General features: G+C 60.2%; 22 protein-coding genes and 2 pseudogenes. 16 read left to right on the plus strand and 8 right to left on the minus strand.

Annotation, left to right across the window (positions count from 1 at the left end; genetic code table 11):
* Positions 1-175 precede the first annotated feature (175 nt).
* The 4 genes and pseudogenes from M1E16_RS11565 to M1E16_RS11580 form a co-directional block, all read right to left on the minus strand.
* Positions 176-238: pseudogene (locus M1E16_RS11565) on the minus strand (hypothetical protein); the annotation flags it as partial.
* A gap of 311 nt (positions 239-549) precedes the next feature.
* Positions 550-612: pseudogene (locus M1E16_RS11570) on the minus strand (hypothetical protein); the annotation flags it as partial.
* Between the two features lie 298 nt (positions 613-910).
* Positions 911-2,854 carry a sigma-54-dependent Fis family transcriptional regulator gene (locus M1E16_RS11575; protein WP_458129972.1) on the minus strand — a complete coding sequence of 648 codons (1,944 nt, stop codon included), beginning with the start codon at positions 2,852-2,854 and terminating at the stop codon, positions 911-913.
* 161 nt (positions 2,855-3,015) lie between these two features.
* Positions 3,016-3,912: an alpha/beta fold hydrolase gene (locus tag M1E16_RS11580; protein ID WP_458129973.1), complete on the minus strand. Its 897-nt coding sequence runs from the start codon at positions 3,910-3,912 to the stop codon at positions 3,016-3,018.
* A 227-nt stretch (positions 3,913-4,139) separates the two neighbouring features.
* Here M1E16_RS11580 and M1E16_RS11585 point away from each other — a divergent pair, with 227 nt between their 5' ends.
* The 10 genes from M1E16_RS11585 to M1E16_RS11630 all read left to right on the plus strand — a co-directional run bounded on the left by M1E16_RS11585 (position 4,140) and on the right by M1E16_RS11630 (position 11,961).
* Complete coding sequence (locus M1E16_RS11585) at positions 4,140-4,565, plus strand: YciI family protein (protein ID WP_434700319.1); 426 nt, start codon at positions 4,140-4,142, stop codon at positions 4,563-4,565.
* 23 nt (positions 4,566-4,588) lie between these two features.
* Positions 4,589-4,996: a VOC family protein gene (locus M1E16_RS11590; protein WP_434568773.1), complete on the plus strand. Its 408-nt coding sequence runs from the start codon at positions 4,589-4,591 to the stop codon at positions 4,994-4,996.
* 170 nt (positions 4,997-5,166) lie between these two features.
* Entirely contained in the window at positions 5,167-5,871 is a 705-nt protein-coding gene (locus tag M1E16_RS11595) for a heavy metal response regulator transcription factor (RefSeq protein ID WP_458129974.1), read from the plus strand.
* Positions 5,871-7,244: a heavy metal sensor histidine kinase gene (locus tag M1E16_RS11600; RefSeq protein WP_434624213.1), complete on the plus strand. Its 1,374-nt coding sequence runs from the start codon at positions 5,871-5,873 to the stop codon at positions 7,242-7,244. The genes M1E16_RS11595 and M1E16_RS11600 overlap by 1 nt, the downstream gene beginning before the upstream one ends.
* Positions 7,245-7,538: 294 nt before the next feature.
* The gene (locus M1E16_RS11605; RefSeq protein WP_434568770.1) at positions 7,539-7,799 is read left to right on the plus strand and encodes a DUF2790 domain-containing protein; all 261 of its coding nucleotides are present in this window, start codon (positions 7,539-7,541) and stop codon (positions 7,797-7,799) included.
* Positions 7,800-7,843: 44 nt separating this feature from the next.
* The gene (locus M1E16_RS11610) at positions 7,844-8,899 is read left to right on the plus strand and encodes an SDR family oxidoreductase (RefSeq protein WP_458129975.1); all 1,056 of its coding nucleotides are present in this window, start codon (positions 7,844-7,846) and stop codon (positions 8,897-8,899) included.
* Positions 8,900-8,968: 69 nt separating this feature from the next.
* Positions 8,969-10,288 carry an NTP/NDP exchange transporter gene (locus tag M1E16_RS11615; RefSeq protein ID WP_458129976.1) on the plus strand — a complete coding sequence of 440 codons (1,320 nt, stop codon included), beginning with the start codon at positions 8,969-8,971 and terminating at the stop codon, positions 10,286-10,288.
* 437 nt (positions 10,289-10,725) lie between these two features.
* Positions 10,726-11,196, plus strand: coding sequence for a M15 family metallopeptidase (locus M1E16_RS11620; RefSeq protein WP_458129977.1), 471 nt, complete (start codon positions 10,726-10,728; stop codon positions 11,194-11,196).
* A gap of 36 nt (positions 11,197-11,232) precedes the next feature.
* The gene (locus tag M1E16_RS11625; RefSeq protein ID WP_458129978.1) at positions 11,233-11,604 is read left to right on the plus strand and encodes a hypothetical protein; all 372 of its coding nucleotides are present in this window, start codon (positions 11,233-11,235) and stop codon (positions 11,602-11,604) included.
* Between the two features lie 33 nt (positions 11,605-11,637).
* Complete coding sequence (locus M1E16_RS11630) at positions 11,638-11,961, plus strand: pYEATS domain-containing protein (RefSeq protein WP_458129979.1); 324 nt, start codon at positions 11,638-11,640, stop codon at positions 11,959-11,961.
* A 65-nt stretch (positions 11,962-12,026) separates the two neighbouring features.
* Here the strand turns inward: M1E16_RS11630 and map are convergent, their stop codons facing one another.
* The 3 genes from map to M1E16_RS11645 form a co-directional block, all read right to left on the minus strand.
* On the minus strand, positions 12,027-12,824 hold the full coding sequence (gene map, locus M1E16_RS11635; RefSeq protein ID WP_458129980.1) for a type I methionyl aminopeptidase: 798 nt from the start codon (positions 12,822-12,824) through the stop codon (positions 12,027-12,029).
* The gene (locus M1E16_RS11640; protein ID WP_434568766.1) at positions 12,821-13,033 is read right to left on the minus strand and encodes a ParD-like family protein; all 213 of its coding nucleotides are present in this window, start codon (positions 13,031-13,033) and stop codon (positions 12,821-12,823) included. Before M1E16_RS11640 ends, map begins: the two co-directional genes overlap by 4 nt.
* A gap of 79 nt (positions 13,034-13,112) precedes the next feature.
* Positions 13,113-14,669, minus strand: coding sequence for a TerC family protein (locus tag M1E16_RS11645; protein ID WP_458129981.1), 1,557 nt, complete (start codon positions 14,667-14,669; stop codon positions 13,113-13,115).
* A gap of 312 nt (positions 14,670-14,981) precedes the next feature.
* Here M1E16_RS11645 and M1E16_RS11650 point away from each other — a divergent pair, with 312 nt between their 5' ends.
* The 3 genes from M1E16_RS11650 (at position 14,982) to M1E16_RS11660 (ending at position 17,191) form a co-directional block, all read left to right on the plus strand.
* Positions 14,982-15,275, plus strand: a complete 294-nt coding sequence (locus tag M1E16_RS11650; RefSeq protein WP_434568764.1) for a metal-sensing transcriptional repressor — start codon at positions 14,982-14,984, stop codon at positions 15,273-15,275.
* Positions 15,276-15,283: 8 nt separating this feature from the next.
* Entirely contained in the window at positions 15,284-16,186 is a 903-nt protein-coding gene (locus M1E16_RS11655) for a nickel/cobalt efflux protein RcnA (protein ID WP_458129982.1), read from the plus strand.
* Positions 16,187-16,288: 102 nt separating this feature from the next.
* Complete coding sequence (locus M1E16_RS11660) at positions 16,289-17,191, plus strand: LysR substrate-binding domain-containing protein (RefSeq protein ID WP_458130315.1); 903 nt, start codon at positions 16,289-16,291, stop codon at positions 17,189-17,191.
* 31 nt (positions 17,192-17,222) lie between these two features.
* On the opposite strand, the gene M1E16_RS11665 is transcribed toward M1E16_RS11660, so the two are convergent.
* Positions 17,223-18,155, minus strand: coding sequence for a helix-turn-helix domain-containing protein (locus M1E16_RS11665; protein ID WP_458129983.1), 933 nt, complete (start codon positions 18,153-18,155; stop codon positions 17,223-17,225).
* A gap of 198 nt (positions 18,156-18,353) precedes the next feature.
* On the opposite strand from M1E16_RS11665, the gene M1E16_RS11670 reads away from it, so the two are divergent.
* The 3 genes from M1E16_RS11670 to M1E16_RS11680 all read left to right on the plus strand — a co-directional run bounded on the left by M1E16_RS11670 (position 18,354) and on the right by M1E16_RS11680 (position 21,553).
* On the plus strand, positions 18,354-19,769 hold the full coding sequence (locus M1E16_RS11670) for an acyclic terpene utilization AtuA family protein (RefSeq protein WP_458129984.1): 1,416 nt from the start codon (positions 18,354-18,356) through the stop codon (positions 19,767-19,769).
* Positions 19,766-20,074, plus strand: a complete 309-nt coding sequence (locus M1E16_RS11675) for a DUF4387 domain-containing protein (protein WP_434624201.1) — start codon at positions 19,766-19,768, stop codon at positions 20,072-20,074. The genes M1E16_RS11670 and M1E16_RS11675 overlap by 4 nt, the downstream gene beginning before the upstream one ends.
* A 69-nt stretch (positions 20,075-20,143) precedes the next feature.
* Positions 20,144-21,553 (plus strand): MmgE/PrpD family protein, encoded by a 1,410-nt coding sequence (locus M1E16_RS11680; protein WP_458129985.1) that lies wholly within the window; start codon positions 20,144-20,146, stop codon positions 21,551-21,553.
* Positions 21,554-21,573 lie beyond the last annotated feature (20 nt).

Consider the following 21,573-nt stretch of genomic DNA (forward strand, 5'->3'; position numbering starts at 1 on the left):
AGGGAAAACGGCGATCCCGTGGCGAGGAAGCTTGCTCCCGCTGGGTTGCGAAGCGACCCCAAACCTGGCGAACGCGGAGCATCAGATGCACCGCAGCCGCTGGTTTACGACTGCTTCGCAGCCGAGCGGGAGCAAGCTCCCTCGCCACGGGGCTGTCGAAAACCTTCGAGTAGCGTCAGGGCTGATCGTTAGGCGCGACGACGCCGTGCTTTTTCATCTTGCGGTACAACGTCGAGCGCGAAACGCCGAGCTCGGTTGCGGCGGCGCGGATGGCAAGCACGGTTTGTATGAGTACACCCATACTCATGTGGTTTACATCCAAATCTGATCACCTGTGCTTGAAAAAATGCCGGCTCCCCGCCTGATGCTGTCCGAGGGAAAACGGCGATCCCGTGGCGAGGGAGCTTGCTCCCGCTGGGTTGCGAAGCGACCCCAAACCTGGCGAACGCGGAGCATCAGATGCACCGCAGCCGCTGGTTTACGACTGCTTCGCAGCCGAGCGGGAGCAAGCTCCCTCGCCACGGGGCTGTCGAAAACCTTCGAGTAGCGTCAGGGCTGATCGTTAGGCGCGACGACGCCGTGCTTTTTCATCTTGCGGTACAACGTCGAGCGCGAAACGCCGAGCTCGGTTGCGGCGGCGCGGATGGCAAGCACGGTTTGTATGAGTACACCCATACTCATGTGGTTTACATCCAAATCTGATCACCTGTGCTTGAAAAAATGCCGGCTCCCCGCCTGATGCTGTCCGAGGGAAAACGGCGATCCCGTGGCGAGGGAGCTTGCTCCCGCTGGGTTGCGAAGCGACCCCAAACCTGGCGAACGCGGAGCATCAGATGCACCGCAGCCGCTGGTTTACGACTGCTTCGCAGCCGAGCGGGAGCAAGCTCCCTCGCCACGGGGCTGTCTGGCATTACGGCTGATCGTTAGGCGCGACGACGCCGTGCTTTTTCATCTTGCGGTACAGCGTCGAGCGCGAAACGCCGAGCTCGGTTGCGGCGGCGCTGATGTTCCAGCGCAGCCGACGCAAGGTGCCCAGCAGTTGACGGGCCTCTTCGCTCCCGAGTTGTTCACCCAGGTTGCTGGTCGACGGTTGGGCGCTGCCAGGCAATCGCAGCGTCTGGGGTGAGAGTATTTCGCCGGGCAGGCAGTCCGGGTCGATCACACCGTCTTCCGCCAGGGCCACCGCGTAGCGCAGGCTATTGAGCAACTGGCGAATGTTGCCGGGCCACGGGTAGTCGATCAGGCATTGGCGCGCATCGGCGTTCAGCCGTAACCCGCGGGCGCCAGGTTGGGCGGCGAGCAACTTGTCGATCAGCTCGGCCCGGTCACTGCGTTCGCGCAAGGCCGGCAGCGCCAGGTTCATGCCGGCGAGGCGATAGAACAGGTCTTCACGAAAGCGCTTATCGCCGATCATCGCCTGCAGGTCCTGGTGTGTGGCCGAAATCACCTGGACATCCAGGGTCACCGGCACCTCGGCCCCCAGAGGCGAGATTTCACGCTCCGCCAGCACCCGCAGCAAACGCGTCTGCAAATGGGCGGGCATGTCGCCGATTTCATCAAGGAACAGGGTTCCGCCGTTCGCCAGCTCCAGTTTGCCTTTCATGCCTTTGCGGTTGGCGCCGGTGAAACTGCCGGCGCGATAGCCGAACAGCTCGCTCTCGATCAACGTTTCCGGAATCGCCGCGCAGTTCAATGCCACGAAAGGCCCGGCGCGACGTTGGCTGGCCTGGTGGATGGCACGGGCAAAGGCCTCCTTGCCGGTGCCGGTCTCGCCGGTAATCAGGATCGGGATGCCCTTGTCGATCACCTTGCGCACGCGTCGCACGTTCTGTTGCAGCCGGGCGTCGAGACCGGCGAGTTGCTGCAGATCCGGGTGAGCCTCAGGGGCCGGGCGGGCGACGGGCAGCGGGCGGTGCCGTTCGGAAGGGATACGCAGGCCGACGTCCAGCAATGCTTCGTCCTGACGACGGCGCAAGCGCACACCCTGGGCGCCGCCATTGGTGAGCCGGAGCAGTTCGTCCACCGTAGTCGGGAGCAGGCTGTCGATGAACGTGCCGAGCAATGCCGGCTGATCTGCCAGCTCCAGCGCGACAAACGCGGCACGGTTGGCGCCGATGACGCGACCACTTTCATCGAGCGCGAGCAGTTGCTCGTTGGCCAGGTCGGCAATTTCATCGATGGGTTTGAGGGACAGGGTCAAGCGGTCGCGATAGCGCTGGCGAAAGTCTGCGTTCTCGATCAGCCGCGCGTACATGATCACCAGTTGCAGCGTGAGGTACTGGCTTTCCCGAGGGCCCTCGTTGTTCATGCAGGTCGCATTCAGACAGCCGCGTAACAATCCTTGGGCGTCGAAGATCGGCGCCACCGAGCAGCTCAGGCTGAAATTCGATGCCAGGAAGTGCTCCTCACGATGAATGATCAACGGCTGCGCCGCCGCCAGGGTGGTACCGATGCCGTTGGTGCCCACCACCGACTCGTCCCACTGCGCGCCCACTACCAGGCCCGATCGGGTGTAGATGTCGTGCTGGCTGGGGAGCCGGGAATCCAGGGTGATGCCATGCTCGTCGCTCAGCAGTACGGCAAAACCGGCTGGCACCACGCGCTGGGCCAGGCCGCTGACGCCCTGGCTGGCGATGGAAAGATATTGCTGGTGCTGTTCCTGATGACGCCGTATGGCGTCGGCGCTGAGGATATTCTTGCGGCTCGGCGCGCCAGGATCGAGCCGGTGCTCCACGACGCTGCGGTACCAGGATTGTGCAATGACCCCGTCCGGCCTGAGGCCGCGCCCGGAAAAGTGGTCGTTGACGAACGCCGCGAGTTCGCCGGGGATCGTCTGCGTGTCATGCAGGGTCATGAATTGCTCCATCAGGCGTGAGGCCCGCGAAGGGCCTTCACAGCGATCTTGTTATTGGACGATGGCCGCCGTTGCAAGTATCTACCATAGACGCTGGAGCGTGAATTTTCAGCCTCTGGAAATGTTCGCAATTGATGCCGAGGAAGTTTCGCCGCGTGAAATCACCTGGCGCTGGGGACCGGTGGGAGCAGGAACCCGAGCACTTCGTCAATTAGAAGCCCTGGCGCTTCCTCTGCGATGTAATGCCCCGACGGCAGGGCTTTTCCCCGGACGTCACTGGCGACCTTTTGCCATTCGCCAAGCGGATCGAAGCAGCGGCCCACAACGCCGTCAGCTCCCCATAGGGCGAGTAACGGCAGTGAGAGTTTCCTGCCGGCTTGCAGGTCGCTCTTGTCGTGCTCCAGATCGATACTGGCACTGGCCCGGTAGTCTTCACACAAACCATGGGCTGCCCCCGGTAGTCTCAGGCAGCGCAGATACTCGGCCAATGCCGCTTCGGTGAAGGGCGCCATGCCCGCGCTGCGAGCACCCATGACGCTGCGCAGATACAGCTGCGGATCCGCTTCAATGAGCGTCTCGGGAAAAGGGGCTGGGCGAATCAGAAAGAACCAGTGCCAGTAGGCTCGGGCGAAAGCTTCATTGGTCTGCTCGTACATCGCCAGCGTCGGAGCAATATCCAGAACGATCAAGCGTTTTACTGCGTCCGGGTGATCCATCGCCATCCGACAGGCCACTCGTGCGCCCCTGTCGTGAGCCAACACGTCGAACTTTATGAATCCCAGTTCGCGCATCAGCTCCACCCCGTCCAGCGCCATCTGCCGTTTGGAGTAGGCCAGGTGCTGCGCGTCGCTCGGCGGTTTTTCGCTATCACCGTAGCCCCGAAGATCCGCCGCCACCACGGTGAAATGTTGCGCCAGCGGCTCGGCGATCTTGTGCCACATCACGTGAGTCTGAGGGTGCCCGTGAAGCAGTAGCAAGCCTTGGCCACTGCCGCCTTTGCGGTAGTTGACGGTGATACCGTTGACGTGGCATCGACCCGATTCAAATGAGGCAAACATCGCTCGAAACTCCTTTTGGTTGTTGCACCCATTCTAGGGCGAGCGCGCTGTGGTACGAAGGTACGGCGTGTGAAAGCTTTCTTCACGAATCGTGAGTAACTGGACGCCATACACGCGATGGTTCAAAAAAATCGCCGCGGGTTGTCGATTTGCGTCATCGCCATTCGATTAGTCTGCAGAGCCGCCACACGGACGGCTTGATCCATCTATTCTGAGGAGCTATGAGCATGCGATTTATGGTGATCATCAAAGCCAGTCCCGAATCCGAAGCCGGAGAAATGCCCAGCGCGCAGCTGCTGACCGCCATGGGCGCCTACAATGAAGAACTGGTCAAGGCCGGGGTGATGCTCGCCGGTGAAGGCCTGCATCCCAGTGCCAAGGGCGTTCGCGTACAGTTTTCCGGAAACAACCGGACCGTCGTCCAGGGCCCGTTTGCCCAAACAGGAGAATTGATCGCCGGCTTCTGGATCTTCCAGGTCCAGTCGTTGCAGGAAGCTGTCGACTGGGTCAAGCGCTGCCCCAACCCTATGGTCAGCGACAGTGAGATTGAAATTCGCCAGATCTTCGAGGCTGAGGATTTCGGCGAGTCTTTTACTACCGAGTTGCGCGAGCAGGAAGAACGTTTGCGAGCGCAGATATCCGATCAATCGTGAAACCGCAGACAGGAGAGCAGAGCATGAAAATCATTCCCTACCTGACCTTCAACGGCCGCTGCAAGGAAGCCTTCGCGTTGTACCAGGACGTGTTGGGCGGCGAGCTTTTTTCCATGTCCTTTGCCGAGGCGCCCGAGGACGTCGGCATGCCCAAGGACCCCAATCTGATCATGCACACCTGCCTGACCGTGGGCGGCTTCAGCCTGATGGCTTCCGACTGCGCGCCCGGCCAACCGTTCAGCAAGCCGCAAGGCGTGTCGGTGTCTCTCAATGTCGACAGCGCGGAGGAGGCCGAGCGGCTGTTCAATGGCCTGAGTGCCGGCGGCAGCGTGCAGATGCCCTTGGGCAAGACTTTCTGGGCGGAGCGCTTTGCGATGTTCGAAGACCGTTTCGGGGTCGCCTGGATGGTCAATTTCGAGGGGCGGCCATAAGTCGAACCGCCGGCACGGCCGCGCCAATTCTGACAGGAATGTCAGGAAGCGGTCAGCCTGCGGACACCTTCGGCCCGATACTCTGCTGGACGCTGTACCCGTCTGCCCGGGCCGCTTGAAACATGCATGAGCGCCTGTGCAGCGCACCCCTTTGCTGGAGGAAATATCCGATGCGGTTGCTCATCGTCGAGGACGAAGAAAAAACGTCTTCCTATGTCCATCGTGGCTTGAGCGAGCTTGGCTACATTGTCGATGTCGCGACCAATGGTATCGATGGCCTGCATTACGCGTTGGAAATGGATTACGACGTGGTGATCCTGGATGTGATGCTGCCGGGCAAGGACGGCTACGGCGTGTTGCAGGGCTTGCGCCTGCACAAGAAGACGCCGGTGATCATGTTGTCGGCCAGGGGCACGGTGGATGATCGGGTCCGAGGGCTGCGCGAGGGTGCTGACGACTACCTGGGCAAACCGTTTTCCTTCGCCGAGCTTGTTGCGCGGGTCCAGGCATTGATCCGACGGCGTGCCGATGACACCGCCGACCCGACGCATTTGCGCATCGATGACCTGGAGGTCGATCTGCAGGCGCGCAAGGTAACCCGGGCCGGGCTGCGCCTGGACCTGACCGCCAAGGAGTTCTGCCTGTTGAGCCTGCTGGCGCGACACCAGGGTGAGATTCTCTCCAAGTTGATGATTGCCGAGCAGGTCTGGGACATGAATTTTGATAGCGACGCCAATGTGGTCGAAGTCGCGATCAAGCGGGTGCGGGCCAAGGTGGATGCGCCGTATCCGCGCAAGTTGCTGCATACCGTGCGCGGCATGGGTTATGTGCTGGAGAGCCGTGAACTCAGTGACAGGCAAGCGGGTACAGCGTGATGAAGGGATCGATAGCCAAGCGACTGGCGTTGATGTTCGCGCTTGCAGTCACGCTGATCACCGCGGTCAGTGCGACGCTGTTGCGCTGTTCGTTGAAGCAGTCGCTCGACGAGCAGATGCAGAACGAGTTGATCCTGCGCCATTCGGTGCTCGATCCGGTGCTCGCCAAATACGATTCGCCGGCGTTCTGGGTCGGCTTGCGACAAAAACTCGATGGCCTGACGCCCGCGGATGAGCGCGTGCGCTATTGGGTGGTGGTCGACGACCCGGCCTACAGTTATGGCGGGCCGATGCCGGACGGCCTGGACTGGTCGAAGCGCCCGGATGGTTTCGCCACCCTCGATCTGCCCGACCGAGACCGCCCGATGGTGCTGATGGTCGAGACCATTGCGGCCATGGGCAGCCGTCCGGAATTGCGTTTTATCGTGGGATTGGATTCGACGCCGTTCATGAAGACTCTGGATGATTTCACCCGGATATTGATTCTGACTTCTGCGCTGGGGGTCGTGCTGGTGGCGCTGCTCGGCTATTGGATCGCGCGTTTTGGCCTGGGCCCGGTCCGGCGCTTGAGCCGGCAGGCCAACAGTCTGCCGCCGGGGGATTCGAAGCAGCGACTCGACACGCAGGCGCTGCCTGGCGAATTGCAGGAGCTGGCGGTGTCGTTCAACGGCGCCCTGGCGCGCCAGGAAGCCGCCTGGTGCCAGCTCGAAGGGTTCAATGCCAATGTGGCCCATGAGCTGCGAACGCCGCTGACCAACCTGATCGGGCAGACCCAGGTCGCGTTGGCCCACGGGCGGGACGTGAATGAGCTCCAGGACCTGTTGCAGTCCAATCTCGAAGAACTGGAACGGATGGGCACCATCGTCAACGACATGCTGTTCCTGGCGGGCGCCGAAAGCGGCCAGCGGGCAACCGAGCTGAGCGATGTCTCGCTTTACGAGGAAGCGTCGAAGACCGTGGAATACCTGGAGCCGGTCCTGCACGACAAACAGTTGAGCGTGGTGATCCAGGGCGACATGCGCGTGTGCATCGATCGGCGTCTGTTCCACCGTTCCCTGGCCAATCTGCTGCAAAACGCGGCGCGCTACGCGGTGCCGGCGAGCACCATCACGGTGAGCCTGGAAGACCATGGCATGCAGGCCAGGGTGAGCGTTTCCAACGCCGGCGAACCGATCGAAAGCGTGCACCTGGAGCATCTGTTCGAGCGCTTCTATCGAGCCGACGTCGCCAGGGCCCGAAGTGACGCGCACCATGGCCTGGGGCTCTCCATCGTGCGGGCGGTGGCGTCGATGCACGGTGGGCGGGTGTTCGCCCACAGCCAGGACGGACTCAACACCTTCGGCTTTTCCCTGACGAGCCAGGCGGCGCGCTAGCCGCTGGCTCGCGAGCTTAAACATCGCCGTCGGCCAAGACGGCGCTTTCGCGAGCAGGCTCGCTCCCACAGTGGATCTTCTGTAGCCGCAGATCCAAGGTAAACCACCGATTTCTTGTGGGAGCGAGCCTGCTCGCGAAGAGGCCAGCACATCAATATCCCGTTGGCTGAGCCACCGCGTTTTTCCCGGCGCCGGCGTTTGACATGTTCCTGTCAGTTGCCAGTCACCTTGAGGTCAGTGTCCCCCTCATAAAGTGCAACCACTATCCCGGTAAGGGCATTTGTGGAGACCACTATGAACATTCAGAACCTGTCGATCGCCAGTCTGTTGGCCGTCATCGCATTAGGCGGTGCGCCGCTCTATGCCAAGGAGCAAACCAATCCCCCGGCTTACGAATACGGCATGCCGCTGGACGTGGCCCAGGCCATTCGCATCGAGGCGCCGAGCCCGTCGGTGTGCGAGGTGGTGCGGGCCAAGATGACCTATGTCGATACCCAGGGTGAACTCCGGCACGTCAGCTTCCTGCAGCTGGCCGATGCGTGCTCCATCCAGTGAACACCGGCGATATCCCTTCATCACCCCCAACAGAGAAGCCAGTCATGTGGAATAGAACAACAATCCCCGCAATCGGACTTTCGCCCAACCTGGGCCGAATCATCACGCTGGCCCGGACGCTCGCTGCGGGCGTAGCGCTGTTGAGCGCCATCAGCGTCGAAGCATCGGCTCGCGTTGCACCCAAACCCGACTGGTCCACCAGCGACATACCGTCGCAGAAAGGCCGGATTGTCCTGATCACCGGCGGCACCAGCGGCATGGGTTATGAAGATGCGCTGGCATTGGCGCGTGCCGGTGCCGACGTCATTATCGCCGCCCGCAACCCGGAGCGCGGCGCTGAGGCCATCGCCCGTATCCGCGAGTCCGTACCCGATGCCAAGGTGCAATTCGAGGCCGTGGACCTGGCCAATCTCTCATCGGTAAGCGCGCTGGCCCAGCGTCTCCAGAGCAAGCTGCCGCGCCTCGACGTGTTGATCAACAATGCCGCCATCATGGCGCCGCCAGAGCGCGGTACGTCTGCCGACGGTTTCGAACTGCAACTGGCGACCAATTACCTGGGGCACTTCGCGCTGACCGGCCTGCTGGTGCCGCTCTTGCGCCAGAGCCAGGACGCCCGAGTTGTGAGCCTTTCAAGTATTGCGGCGACGCGCGGCACGATGAATTTTGATGACCTGCAGTTCGAGCGCAAATACGACCCGTACGCGGCCTACGCGCAATCGAAACTGGCGGTGCTGCACTGGGCGTTTGCCTTGCAGCGGCGCAGTGATGCCGAAAACTGGGGTATTCGCAGCATGGCGGCGCACCCCGGGGTAGCGGTCACCGAGTTGGTCGCGCGCGGGCCCGGCCTCGAAAGCGAGTTCGGCCAGCGCTGGGCAAAGGATCGCGACGCGTACCACTCGGCGGCGCAAGGCGCGTTGCCCACGTTGTATGCCGCTACCGCTGTGCGAGCCGTGGGCGGTGCTTACTACGGCCCGACTGGGGACGATGAAAGGCGCGGTCCGTTGGGTTTCGCCAAGACGCCGCCTGCCGCGAACGCGCAGGCGGATGCCGAACGGCTCTGGGCCATCTCCGAGCAACTGACCGGCGTGACCTATCGCTGACGCAGCCTGGGCGCGGGCATTCGTTCCCGCGCTCGACCTCCGGCTTGTTGCCGTTTCCCAGGAGTTTCCATGAGTACCCCTTCCTATTTGCATCGGCTGAGCCTGGCCCTCAACGCCCGTGACGATGAACTGCGTCCGGCAATGTGCGGGTTCCTGTTGTTCCTATGCCTGTTCACCGGCTACTTCATGTTGCGTCCGATCCGTGAGTCGATGGGGATCGCCGCGGGTGTGGAGAATCTGCAATGGCTGTTTACCGCGACCTTTCTCGTCATGCTGGTGGCCGTGCCGTTGTTCGCCTGGCTCAGCGCGCGAGTGCCGCGCCTGCGCCTCGTCGATTGGGTGTATGGCTTCTTCGTCTTGAACTTGCTGATGTTCGTCGAGCTGTTCCAGTTCGATTCGGACAACGTCTGGCTGGCGCGTACTTTTTACGTATGGATTTCGGTCTATAACCTGTTCGTCGTCTCCGTGGCCTGGAGCCTGATGGCTGATGTATTCGACAGCGAGCAGGCCAAGCGCCTGTTCGCCTTCATCGCGGCCGGCGCCAGCACCGGCGGCCTGCTCGGGCCGGCCTTGAGTGCACTGCTGATCGACAGCCTCGGTGCCTCGGGGTTGATGTTCGTGGCAGCCGTGTTGCTGGGGGCCACGCTTGGATTGAAACGAACCTTGATGCGTTGGCGTGAAACCGGTGGGGCCGGGCGTCCCGGCGCGGCACCCACGCAAAGCCCGCAGCGGCCCCTGACTGGCAATCCGTTCAGCGGCATGACGGCGGTGTTCCGTTCGCCGTACCTGCTGGGGATCGCCGGTTTTGTCGTGCTGCTGGCAACGGTCAGCACCTTTCTCTACTTCGAGCAGGCACGTCTGGTGGCCGAGCTGTTTCCGGACCGCCAGGCTCAGGTACGGGTCTTCGGCACTATCGATTTTATTGTGCAGGCGGGCGCGCTACTGTCCCAGCTGTTCATCACCGGGCGCATCGCCCCGAAGCTCGGCATCGGTGCGTTATTGGCGATCGTCCCGCTGATCATGTGCATCGGCTTCGTCGGTCTGGCACTGGCGCCAGGCTTTGCGATCCTCGCGACTTTGATGATTGTGCGAAGGATCGGCGAGTACGCGTTCGTGAGGCCGGGCCGGGAAATGCTGTTCACGCCGTTGGATGCGGAAAATAAATACAAAGCCAAGAACTTTATCGACACGGTGGTCTATCGCGGCGGTGATGCGGTCAGCGGTTGGATCAAGACGGCGCTCGACATGCTGGGGCAGGGCGCCGGCCTGGTCGCGTTGATCGGCGCAGGGTGTGCGTTGCTGTGGGCCGGCCTTGGATGGCGGCTGGGACGGCAGGCTGACCACCGCCGTGATGAACTGGAGCTGGAAGCTGGCGTTGCCGAAACCTAGGCATCCATCGAGCTGTTCGCCCGGCGGATTCGAAAGACCCTGTGGGAGCGAGCCTGCTCGCGAAGAGATCGGCACATCCAGCATATTCATCGGCTGTGGTAGCGCATTCGCGAGCAGGCTCGCTCCCACAGGAGAAGCAAGTACCGTTTAAAAGAATCGCCAATGGTTTAACTTGTTTGATCTTTTAATGACTCAGAAAAGTTACAACTTTCTGGGAGCAGACGGGGCGAAGTGAATCATTTATCTAACAGTCGACAGTTGCAACTTTTTATTTAGCTGATTTCTTGACAAGCCGACGCCTGCTAACTATTCATTGTCAGGCAATAAGGTGAAGTAGGTCGGTTTGGTTATTTCTTTTTAGCGACGCTACGGCTTGCGCAGGTTCCTGTGAATCAGCGGGCTGGCGTCCGCTGTTTCTGTTATGAACGGAGGACGTCATGGCGGATTTCAAGTTTGGCCCGGGATCCCTGAACGAATTGAAAAATGTCCATCAGGATCTGGTGGCGGTGGTCAATCGTTCTCTGGCTTATTCGGTACAGGATTTTGCGGTTCACGATGGCATTCGATCGTTGGATCAACAGAAGTCCCTGTTCGCCAAAGGCGCGACCAAGACGTTGGATTCCCGGCATATCACCGGGCATGCCGTTGATCTGGTGCCCTACATAAACGGGAAGTTGCGGTGGGAGTGGCCGCCCATTTTCCTGATTGCGGAGGCCATGAGGATGGCGGCAAAGGAGTTGGACGTGAAGCTGCGATGGGGTGGTGCATGGGATATCGATTTTACCGACTCGGAGGCAGCACCTGAAGACCTCATGATCGATTATGGCGCGCGGGTCAAAAAGCAGGGCAAACAACCATTTCTGGATGGTCCGCACTTCGAGTTGAAAAAGGCTTTTTATCCCGCTTGATTGCATGTTGGTAATGGACGCGCGGAGGCAAACAGGATGAATAAAGCACTTGATCTGGTTCGAGGCAGTTCGTTTTTTAAAACGGCCGCGGGTATGCATCGAAATCCATTAGGCCTGATTGCTCTGTTCATCATATCCGTCTATGCGATCGGGGCACTTGTGGTCGGGTTTGGCAACGAGCGATTCTACGAAGCGCCAAGTCATCCGGTCATTTTGTTCATGGCGATCTTTCCCGTTGCCGTGCTGTTCGTTTTTTACTTGTTGGTTGCATACTTTCATACCCATCTCTATGGGCCGAGTGATTTCATCAACCAGGCTCATTTTTTTCGAGCACCTTCGCCGCGGGAGTTGGAAAGTGTCGATACCGGGATTGCCACCTCTGGCGCTGACGTACCGGTCGTGGAATAGGACGTCTCGATCCTGAACGCCAAATACGATCGAATGGTCGATTTTGGTTTCATCCTGCTGCATCAGTCAGAAACCTTGCGTCCCAGAACCATTCCGAGGAGCGGATTGTTCAAGGTGCGGGTCTGGATAGAACCGTTGGATTCGCGCAACAACCTTGGCGAGATTGAATCGGTCACCTATCGCGTGTGGGAGGATTTCCCGCAACCGGTGATCGCCTCTTCAGATCAGAAATCTTCATTCGACCTCTGGTTGAAGATTTACGGTGAGTTTCCGGTTTTGGCAGTGGTCAGAAAGAAAAACGGCGAGACGTTTCAGTTGATGCGTCATATCGACCTGCCTGGACGGCCGATGGACTGAGCGCAACCCCATTGATGCTCAGCATGAAGGGGGCACGACGACTGCCGATCGGCCGTCGCAATGCCCTAGGCGTTGAGGTTGGCCCCATGCGTGCTTGTCACGAGGCCTGATTCGTCCGGCCGCAACGTCAGCACCGAAAAACCGGACGCCGTGACGGCCACGGTATGCTCGAACTGCGCGGAGAGCGCGCCGTCCCGGGTCACCACGGTCCAGCCGTCGGCTTCGGTCCTGACGTCCGATGTGCCCTGGTTGAGCATCGGCTCGATGGTGAAGACCATGCCCTCGCGCAGGACCAGGCCCGTTCCCGCTTTGCCGAAGTGCAACACCTGGGGTTCCTCGTGCATTTGCCGGCCGATGCCGTGGCCGCAATATTCACGGACCACCGAATAACCGTTGCGTGTCGCATGGCCTTGGATGGCCGAGCCGATGTCGCCCAGGCGAGCGCCCGGGCGGACGGCGCGGATGCCCTTCCACATGGCTTCATAAGTGACCTGGACCAGCTTGCTGGCGGCTGGGTCGACGTTGCCGATCAGGTACGTCTTGCTCGAATCCGCGATATAGCCGTTCTTTTCCAGGGTGATGTCCAGATTGACGATGTCGCCGTCTTGAAGCACTCGCGAGCGCGAGGGCACACCATGGCAGACCACTTCGTTGATCGAGCAGTTGAGTACAAAACCGTACCCGTACTGTCCCTTGCTGGCGGGGCGCGCATGGAGATCACGGACGATGAAATCCTCGACCATTGCATCGATCTGCAGCGTTGACAGCCCCATCAAATTGGTTTGATCCAGCCGTTCGAACACCAAGGCGAGCAGTCGGCCGGACTCGGCCATCAGGGCCAGTTCCTCGGGTCGCTTGATCATTGCCAGTTCGCCTCCAACGGTTGCGCCGTAACGCCGGCGTCGCTGAGTTCGCGCTGGATGATCTCGTTGAAACTGAGGGTAGGGTTGGTCTCGCACAGCATGCCTACCTTGATCCAGAAGGCCGCCTGCGCGTTGATCGAACGGCAGGAGACCTTGGTGGCCTTGCGTAGCTGGTCGTGAAGTTCGTCGTCGATGTTGACAATGCCCATGTGTGGCTCCATATGTTTCGTATATCGATGATATACGTTTCATATGCTGTGGCGCCAGCACCATTTGGCAGCTAGCAGGTCACGCCTGTTCCTCGATACGCAGCAAGACCCTGGTTACCCGACGCTCTTCAACCTCCATGACGGTCATGCTCCATCCCTGCCAATTCAGGGTATCGCCAATCATCGGCAAGCGATCCAGCAAGCTCATCACCAGACCTGCAAGGGTCTGGTAATCCTCCGTCGCGTACGCGTGAAAACCGATGTGTTCGCGAACCTGGCTGAGGTTCAGGGCCCCGCTGACGAGGAAACCGTCCTCTTGCGCAACAATATTCGGCCCGTCGATTTCACTGGCGTCGGGCAATTCGCCGGCAATGGATTCGAGGATGTCGGTCATCGTGAGCAGGCCGACGAAGTCACCGAACTCGTTCACCACGAAGGCGATGTGGGTCGACTCCTTGCGCATTTGCTCCAGCGCGTTGAGGATCGTGAAGCTGTCGAGCAGGTTGATGGCTTTGCGCGCCATGGCTTCCAGATTTGGCTGATTGCCCGCCAATATTTCCTTGAGCAGCTCCTTCTTGTGGACGAAACCCAACGGCTCATCCACGCGTCCAGCGCGAATCAACGGCAAGCGCGAATACGACGAGTGCATCAGCGTCGTACGGATGTCTTCCGGCGTGTTTGCCAGGTCAAGGTGGTCGATTTGCGCACGAGGGGTCATCACGCTGCGTATCGGGCGCTCAGCCAATTGCAGCACGCCGCTGATCATCACCCGTTCGCGTCGATGGAAAACCTGCTCGGGCTCCTCGCCTTCCAGCAGGTCGGCGATTTCTTCGCCGATTTCATCGGCCCCCAGTTTTTGACCGCCCAGCAGGCGCAACACCGCATGGGCGGTACGCTCGCGCATCGGCCGAAGACCTTGCAGGTTTTTCTTGCGCCGCGAACGCGCCAACTGGTTGAACAGCTCGATCAGGATCGAGAAGCCAATCGCGGCGTACAGGTAACCTTTAGGAATGTGGAAACCCAGGCCATCGGCGGTGAGGCTGAAGCCGATCATCATCAAAAAGCCCAGGCACAGCATGATGACGGTAGGGTGGCCATTGACGAATTTCGTCAACGGCTTGCTCGCGATCATCATCAGGCCGATGGAGAAGATCACCGCGATCATCATCACTGACAGATGTTCAACCATGCCCACGGCGGTGATCACCGCATCCAGGGAAAAGACCGCATCCAGCACCACGATCTGCGCAACGATCGGCCAGAACAGCGCATAGGCGGCGTTGCCGGAACGTTGCGCCACGTGGCCCTCGAGTCGCTCATGCAACTCCATGGTTGCCTTGAACAACAGGAACACACCGCCAAACAGCATGATCAAGTCGCGGCCCGAGAACGTCCTGCCGAACACTTCGAACAGCGGGTTGGTCAGGGTCACCATCCAGGAAATGCTCGCCAGCAGGCCCAGGCGCATCAGCAGCGCCAGGGACAGGCCGATGACACGCGCACGGTCGCGCTGCGCGGGGGGGAGCTTGTCCGCCAGGATGGCGATGAATACGAGGTTATCGATGCCGAGCACCAGCTCTAGCACGATCAGGGTCAGCAGGCCGAGCCATGCCGTGGGGTCAACGATCCATTCCATGGGTTATTCGCTCCCTCGGGCGTTCAATACGAAGGAAGCGGGCTGCAACCGCGATGTGCGCGGCGCTGAAGCGGGGGAGACCGTGTTTCTTGAAAAGCGACTGGGAGGTTCCTGGAGGGTGTTCATACGGGTCTGGCAATAATTGGGGAAGAAATCCTACAACGGTTCCCAGCATTTCATACGAAGCGATTTATTACAGGATCTGACGAAGCCGCAATGAGGTGCGGTTCGTCATTCGGGAAGCGCTTGTTTGTCTTATCCCCCTGGGGGGGATATGATCCGGCGCATTCCATAGCGATCCGAGCCTCGTCCATGAGTGAACTCAACCACGATCATCCCCATGTCCACCAAAGCCATGAAGCGATCATCAAGCGCCTCAAGCGGGCGGACGGTCACCTGCGCAGCATCATCCTCATGATCGAGGAGGGTCGTGATTGCGTGGACATCGCCCAGCAGTTGCATGCGGTGGAGAAAGCCGTGTGCCAGGCCAAGCGCACACTGATCCAGGATCACATCGATCATTGCCTCGAAGACACCGTTTCGGCACTGGACAGGGGCGAGCGCGCGCCGCTGGAAGCCTTCAAACAAATCACCAAGTACCTCTAGGCCTCGACATGCCGAATTTTGCTGAACTGCTGCAACAGGGGGGCGCTCACGCCTGGCTGTATTTCCCCAGTGCGATCTTGCTGGGCGCCTTGCATGGGCTGGAACCTGGTCATTCGAAAACCATGATGGCGGCGTTCATCGTGGCCATTCGCGGCTCGGTCAAGCAGGCGGTGTTGCTGGGGTTGGCCGCGACGCTTTCGCACACCGCCGTGGTGTGGCTGGTGGCGATTGGCGGGATGTACCTGGGCCAAGGGCTGGACGCCGAGACTACGGAACCGTACTTCCAACTCGCCTCTGCGGTGCTGATCATTGCGATCGCGTTGTGGATGCTCTGGCGTACCTGGCGTGGCGAACAGATGTTCAGGCTTGAGAGCGGTGACGGGCATCGCCATGCTCATCACGATCACGATCACGATCACGATCACGATCACGATCACGATCACGATCACGATCACGATCACGATCACGATCACGATCACGATCACGATCACGATCATGCTCATCCGGAACTGGCGCTATCATCGGAGGGTTACCAGGACGCTCATGAACGGGCGCATGCCAACGACATCCGCAAGCGTTTCAGCAATCGAGACGTCACCACGGGCCAGATCATTGTGTTCGGCCTGACGGGTGGGCTGATCCCGTGTCCCGCGGCGATAACCGTCCTGCTCCTCTGCCTGCAGGTCAAGGAAGTTGCGCTCGGCGGCATGCTTGTCTTGTGCTTCAGCATCGGCCTGGCAATTACCCTGGTTACGGTGGGAGCGGCCGCGGCCCTTGGCGCTCGGCAGGCCTCCAATCGCTGGCCGTGGCTGGGCACTGTTGCCCGGCGCGCGCCTTATCTGTCGAGCGTGTTGATAATTGCAGTCGGCATGTATGTGGGTATCCACGGCTGGATCGGTTTGAGCGCATGAGAACCTTGATCGGCTGGGCCTCGGCTGCCCTGTGCAATGAGCGCTTTTCCCATTACGCTGAAAAGCTCCTGTCCAGGTAAAGAATCGCGCAGCGTGAAGAAGATAGTTCGAGTCGATGATCTACAAGTGTTCGTGACGACCACTGACGCCGGGAGCTTTTCCGCGGCGGCGCGCTTGCTGGATATTTCTCCGGCGCTGGCCAGCGTCGCGGTACAGCGACTTGAGGCAAGCCTGGGGGTGAGGCTGTTCGTGCGCTCTACGCGGCGGCTGCGTTTGTCGGATGGTGGCGAGCGCTACCTGGCCCATGCCCGGCGGGCATTGGAGGTGCTGGAGGATGGCGAGCTCGCCCTGGCCGAGGGGCGTGACGAAGTGGCCGGGACGCTGCGCTTGTCGGTGCCCTCGGACATCGGGCGAAACCTGCTGCTGCCGTGGCTGGACGAGTTCCAGCAGATGCATCCCAAGATATTGTTGCAGCTGCGGGTCAGCGACCAGGTCGCCGACCTGTTCGGGGAGCATCTCGATGCGAGCATTCGTTATGGTCAGTTGGCCGATTCGAGCCTCGTCTCCTTGATGCTGGCCCCATCCAACCGAAGGACCGTGTGTGCCTCACCCGACTACATCGCGCGGCACGGCCTGCCAAAGACGCCGGGTGAGCTGAGCGGGCACAATTGCCTGCGTTACGTGATGGGTGAGCAAACCTACGAGCGTTGGATTTTCCAGACAGCGAATGGGCTGGAAACGGTTCAGGTCGCTGGCGATCGCATCAGCGATGACGCCGATATTGCCAGGCGTTGGGCCGTGGCGGGCCAGGGGATCGTCTACAAATCGAAGCTCGATGTAATGGACGATCTTCGCAGCGGTCGCCTGGTGGAGATTTTTCCAGCGGAGTATGGCCAGCCAGCGCCGCTGCAACTGGTGTGCGCCCATCGAACCTCGCTGACGCCGTCGGTCCAGGTGCTCAGGGCCTTCCTGTCTGCGCGCTGTGAACGTTACATCAACGAGTGAGCAGGGCGCTGGCCAGTGGGTGAAACGGTCCTCACGCCTGGCGATAATCGCTGGGCGTCACGCCTATCTCCCGGCGAAAGACCTGGGAGAAATGGCTCGGGCTTGAGTAACCCACTTCCAATCCGATCTCGATGACGCTGCGGTCCGTTTCAAGCAGCAGCTGCCGGGCCCGGCTCATGCGCAGGCGAATGAAGTACTGCGAAGGCGACAGGCCCGTGGCGCGCTTGAACATTCGGCTGAAGTGATACTCGCTCAGCTCCGCGACCTGGGCCAGGTGGGCAAGGCTGAAATCATCGGCGAGGCGCTGATGCATCGTCTCGAGGACCCGACGCAATTTGTACGCCTGCAGCGAGTTGCTGCGCGAAGCTCCGCTGTGGGGCGCGAGGTAGGTACGCACCAGGTGCACCGCCAGTGCCTGGGCCAGGCTCTGTGCAAACAGTGGGCTGGGCTGGCGTTCGTCGACCAGCTCGTTGCGCAACTGATCCAGCATGAAGCTCACCCGCAGGTCCCGGGCTCCGGAGATATCGCGAAAGGTGACAGGACCGGCCCGTTCCCCGAGCACGTCGCGCGCGGCGCGCTCGATCAACGGTAAACCGAGATACAGGTGCATGACTTCGAAGGTGTCGCAACCTTGCGTTTGCCAGCGCATCTCGTAAGGCTCGTTCGTGCTGGTGAGGTAGAAATCACCGGCCTGAACATCGACGGCTTCCCATTCGCCGCCCAGCGAACGTTCCTCGATCCGGGCGCCCCCGGTCAGCACCAGGACGAGCAGAGGCTCGACCACCGCGGGCACCAGGACCGGCTCGACTACCGTAGGGTGGCTGAACAGCTGCACCACCATTTCCTGGACCTGCGCACGCGTCGGCACGACTTGCGGCGTGCCCGGCATGAAATGCGCCATCGACTCGGCGCTGATGCGCTGGGGAGCGTTCTGCGGCGGTTCATCCGGTCCGGTCTGGCGCATGTGTTGCTCCATCAATGAAGTCCTTTGCCTACTGAGTCCACGTCGAAAACAGTTTTGATATCGCTCAACTCGCTGCGAGTTTTTCAAAGCGGCGAAGTTAGCGTTGGCGTAGTTATATGGACAAAATCTGTCCACTTGTCAACACCGTTGCAAGCCTTATCATCGCCTCAAAGAAGAAGTAAAAAAGAAGAGGGATTTATGCGAACGGTATTTCAAGATTGTATAAAAGTCATTGTTCCCTGCGGTTCTTTGGGAGCGGGCGTTCGGGAAGAGGAAATAGCCTATGGATTGGCCGCCGGTGCACAAGTTATCGCTACCGATGCCGGTTCAACCGACAGTGGCGCGGCTTATCTTGCACTGGGTAAATCGAAGAACAACCGAGGCGCGGTCAAGCGTGACTTGATGATATTAATGAAAGCCCAGGCGCAATCCGGAGTGCCGATCATTGTCGGTACCGCCGGTCAGGCCGGAGGCGATCTTAATTTGAACTGGACGCGTGATATCGCCTTGGAAATAGCCGAAGAGTTGGGCGTGGCGCCAAAAATTGCGCTCATTTATTGCGAGCAGGACAAGGACACGATAAAGAACTTGAACGCCGAGGGGCGTATAAAACCCTTGTCGCCACATACTGCGTTGGACGACGCAACGGTGGACGCTTGCGAACATATTGTCGCCGCGCTGGGGGTGGAGCCCTTTCTCGCTGCGCTGGAGGCCGGTGCCGATATCATATTGGCCGGCCGCTCCACCGATACCGCGGTCATCGCCTGTTATCCAATCTGGAAAGGCGCGCCTTGGGGGCCTTCGTGGCACGCTGGCAAGACCGGCGAATGCGGCGTGCAGTGTGCCGTCAATCCCACGCTAGGCTCGGGAATCCTGCTGAGTATCGATGCGAACGGCTTCGAAGTCGAGCCGTTGAGCCAGGACAACCGGTGCACGCCCCATAGCGTTTCGGCCCACATGCTCTACGAAAACAGCGACCCGTTCCGGTTGGTCGAGCCCGGTGGCATCTTGAATGTAGCCGAGGCACGTTACACCGATCTCAATGGCCGTGCTGTCCGGGTCGAAGGTTCGCGCTGGGAGGAAATGCCCTACACCATGAAGTTGGAAGGCGCCGCGGCCGGTTTATATCAAACGATCATGCTGGTGGGCATTCAAGACCCCGATGTACTCAAGGATATCGACGGTTTCCATGATCGATTACTTGAGGCGCTTTATACAAGAACCCGCCAATCCATCCCCGCCGAGGAACTGGGCGAATTTCATATTTCCCTGCGCATGTATGGGTGGAACGGCGTCACCGGGGTAACGCCGCCTCCGGGAACATTACCGCCGCCGGAACTAGGCATGTTGTTTGTGGCAACTGCCGCAACCCAGGAAATGGCCAATACCATTGCCCACGCGTGTAATCCATATTTCTTCCATTACCCGAGTGTCATGGGCAAGGAACTGCCGTCGTATGGATTTGCCTTTACCCCGGCTGATATACCGCGTGGGCAGATTTTCGAGTTCAAGTTGAATCACGTAGTGGAACTTGAGGATCCCATGGAGTTGGTTCGTCTGGAGTGGATTGATTTATCGGCTACCTCGGTGGCCAGGAAGGAGCTTGCACAATGACCAAGTTGCGTGATGTATGTCGGCATGTCCGGTCCAAGCAAGCGGGGCCGTTCTGGATTACCTTCGATATCTTTTTCAACGGGCGGGAGAATTTCGAGCGTTATTCCGATTGCGCGGCACTTTCCCCGGCGCAATTCGCGAAGCTCTACGGCACTGATCCCGAGCGGGTCAAGCACATCCCGGTGGCGAACCTGGAAATGGTCAAGATTTCCTTTCCCCGCCCAACACCCCAGGGCGGAATGGTCGAGCGCGACATGCATGCCGGCCAGCAATACGTCCGGCTGCTTGATGTGACCATCGACTGAGGCCCGTTCGCGCCTTGTTCTGTTCGCCTCATGGACGAGGACTGACCCATCCATTTACCCGAGGTAATCATGACGGATTCCACCGTTGCGATGCGGCTGGCACGCTATGCCCACGCATTTAGGAAACAGCGCCTGCCCGACGAAATCATCCACCTGGTGCGCCAGCGCTTCGTCGACAGCCTGGCCTGCGTGCTGGGCGCCTACGGGGCGGCCCCGGTAAAGGCTGCGCTGGGTTATGCGGCTGCCAACCCCGCGACTACCGCCGGCATATTCGGCTCGAACCTGCAAACGACAGCGGAAATCGCTGCCTTCGCCAACGGCCTGATGGTTCGTTTCCTCGATTACAACGATGGCTACATGGGCTTGGAGCCGGGCCATCCTAGTGACAACATCCCGGCCTGCCTCGCCGTGGCGCAAGCCGAGAGCGCCACCGGCGCCGAACTGATTTCGGCCATCGTCCTGGCCTATGAGATCCAGATGCGCTTGCAGGATGCGGCAAGCTTGAACAGGCGTGGCTGGGACCACGTCAATTACATCAACGTCGCGACGGCAGCGGCGGCTTCCAACCTGATGAAGCTGGACGTCGCGCAGACCGAGCAAGCCATCAACATCGCCTTGAGCGGGCACTTGGCAATGCGCCAGGTGCGCAGTGGAACCTTGTCCGACTGGAAGGGCTGTTCCGCCGCCAATGCCGCGCGCAACGCGGTTTTTGCGGCCCAGCTGGCGCACCATGGCATGACCGGGCCGTCGCCGGTCTTCGAGGGCGAGATGGGGTTCTTCAAGCTGGTTTCAGGGCCGTTCGAGCTGGACACTGATCGTTTTGCTACGCCCGACAATGGCGACTATGCGATACGACGCTCGCTGACCAAGACATTCCCCACCAACGGCGAGCTGCACACCGCCGTCTGGGCAGCGCTGGATATCCGCAAGCGCATCGACAACGTGAATGACATCGCTGCCATTAGCATCGAAACGTCCGAATTCAACCGTCGTGTCCTCGCGGACACCGCGGAGAAATGGTTACCGAAAACCCGCGAAACGGCGGACCACAGCCTGCCCTATAACGTCGCTCGGGCATTGCTCGACGGGGATATCACCATCGCTTCGTATTCCGCGGAAAAAATCGCCGACCCTGCGGCGATTGCCTTGATGGACAAGGTCAGCGTCACGGAGGATCCGGCGTTGACGGCGCTGTTTCCAAGGCACCTTGCCAATCGTGTCAGTGTGACGCTGGTCTGCGGCGAGCAGGTGGTGAGCGAAATGATTACCGGCCCCGGGTCAGTCGAAACGCCGATGACGGATGGGGATTTCGAGCGAAAATTCCGGCGCATGGCGATGCCGCATATCGACGCGTCGGCACAGGACCTGGTGCTTGGGTTCGTCGCCGGGCTTGAGCGGCAGACGCAGTTCAATTCGTTGTTTGCGGCGATGGCTGTCGCCCCCATTGCGGACCAGAAACCGGCTGCACTGCGCCTTTGAGAAGCTTCGCGAGCAGGCTC

This window comes from Pseudomonas sp. Z2-11 (assembly GCF_054161305.1).

Coding starts and splice junctions, on each gene's coding strand:
- M1E16_RS11575 (WP_458129972.1), bottom strand. CDS start 2,854: ATGACCCTGCATGACACGCAGACGATCCCCGGCGAACTCGCGGCGTTC.
- M1E16_RS11580 (WP_458129973.1), bottom strand. CDS start 3,912: ATGTTTGCCTCATTTGAATCGGGTCGATGCCACGTCAACGGTATCACC.
- M1E16_RS11585 (WP_434700319.1), top strand. CDS start 4,140: ATGCGATTTATGGTGATCATCAAAGCCAGTCCCGAATCCGAAGCCGGA.
- M1E16_RS11590 (WP_434568773.1), top strand. CDS start 4,589: ATGAAAATCATTCCCTACCTGACCTTCAACGGCCGCTGCAAGGAAGCC.
- M1E16_RS11595 (WP_458129974.1), top strand. CDS start 5,167: ATGCGGTTGCTCATCGTCGAGGACGAAGAAAAAACGTCTTCCTATGTC.
- M1E16_RS11600 (WP_434624213.1), top strand. CDS start 5,871: ATGAAGGGATCGATAGCCAAGCGACTGGCGTTGATGTTCGCGCTTGCA.
- M1E16_RS11605 (WP_434568770.1), top strand. CDS start 7,539: ATGAACATTCAGAACCTGTCGATCGCCAGTCTGTTGGCCGTCATCGCA.
- M1E16_RS11610 (WP_458129975.1), top strand. CDS start 7,844: ATGTGGAATAGAACAACAATCCCCGCAATCGGACTTTCGCCCAACCTG.
- M1E16_RS11615 (WP_458129976.1), top strand. CDS start 8,969: ATGAGTACCCCTTCCTATTTGCATCGGCTGAGCCTGGCCCTCAACGCC.
- M1E16_RS11620 (WP_458129977.1), top strand. CDS start 10,726: ATGGCGGATTTCAAGTTTGGCCCGGGATCCCTGAACGAATTGAAAAAT.
- M1E16_RS11625 (WP_458129978.1), top strand. CDS start 11,233: ATGAATAAAGCACTTGATCTGGTTCGAGGCAGTTCGTTTTTTAAAACG.
- M1E16_RS11630 (WP_458129979.1), top strand. CDS start 11,638: ATGGTCGATTTTGGTTTCATCCTGCTGCATCAGTCAGAAACCTTGCGT.
- map (WP_458129980.1), bottom strand. CDS start 12,824: ATGATCAAGCGACCCGAGGAACTGGCCCTGATGGCCGAGTCCGGCCGA.
- M1E16_RS11640 (WP_434568766.1), bottom strand. CDS start 13,033: ATGGGCATTGTCAACATCGACGACGAACTTCACGACCAGCTACGCAAG.
- M1E16_RS11645 (WP_458129981.1), bottom strand. CDS start 14,669: ATGGAATGGATCGTTGACCCCACGGCATGGCTCGGCCTGCTGACCCTG.
- M1E16_RS11650 (WP_434568764.1), top strand. CDS start 14,982: ATGAGTGAACTCAACCACGATCATCCCCATGTCCACCAAAGCCATGAA.
- M1E16_RS11655 (WP_458129982.1), top strand. CDS start 15,284: ATGCCGAATTTTGCTGAACTGCTGCAACAGGGGGGCGCTCACGCCTGG.
- M1E16_RS11665 (WP_458129983.1), bottom strand. CDS start 18,155: ATGCGCCAGACCGGACCGGATGAACCGCCGCAGAACGCTCCCCAGCGC.
- M1E16_RS11670 (WP_458129984.1), top strand. CDS start 18,354: ATGCGAACGGTATTTCAAGATTGTATAAAAGTCATTGTTCCCTGCGGT.
- M1E16_RS11675 (WP_434624201.1), top strand. CDS start 19,766: ATGACCAAGTTGCGTGATGTATGTCGGCATGTCCGGTCCAAGCAAGCG.
- M1E16_RS11680 (WP_458129985.1), top strand. CDS start 20,144: ATGACGGATTCCACCGTTGCGATGCGGCTGGCACGCTATGCCCACGCA.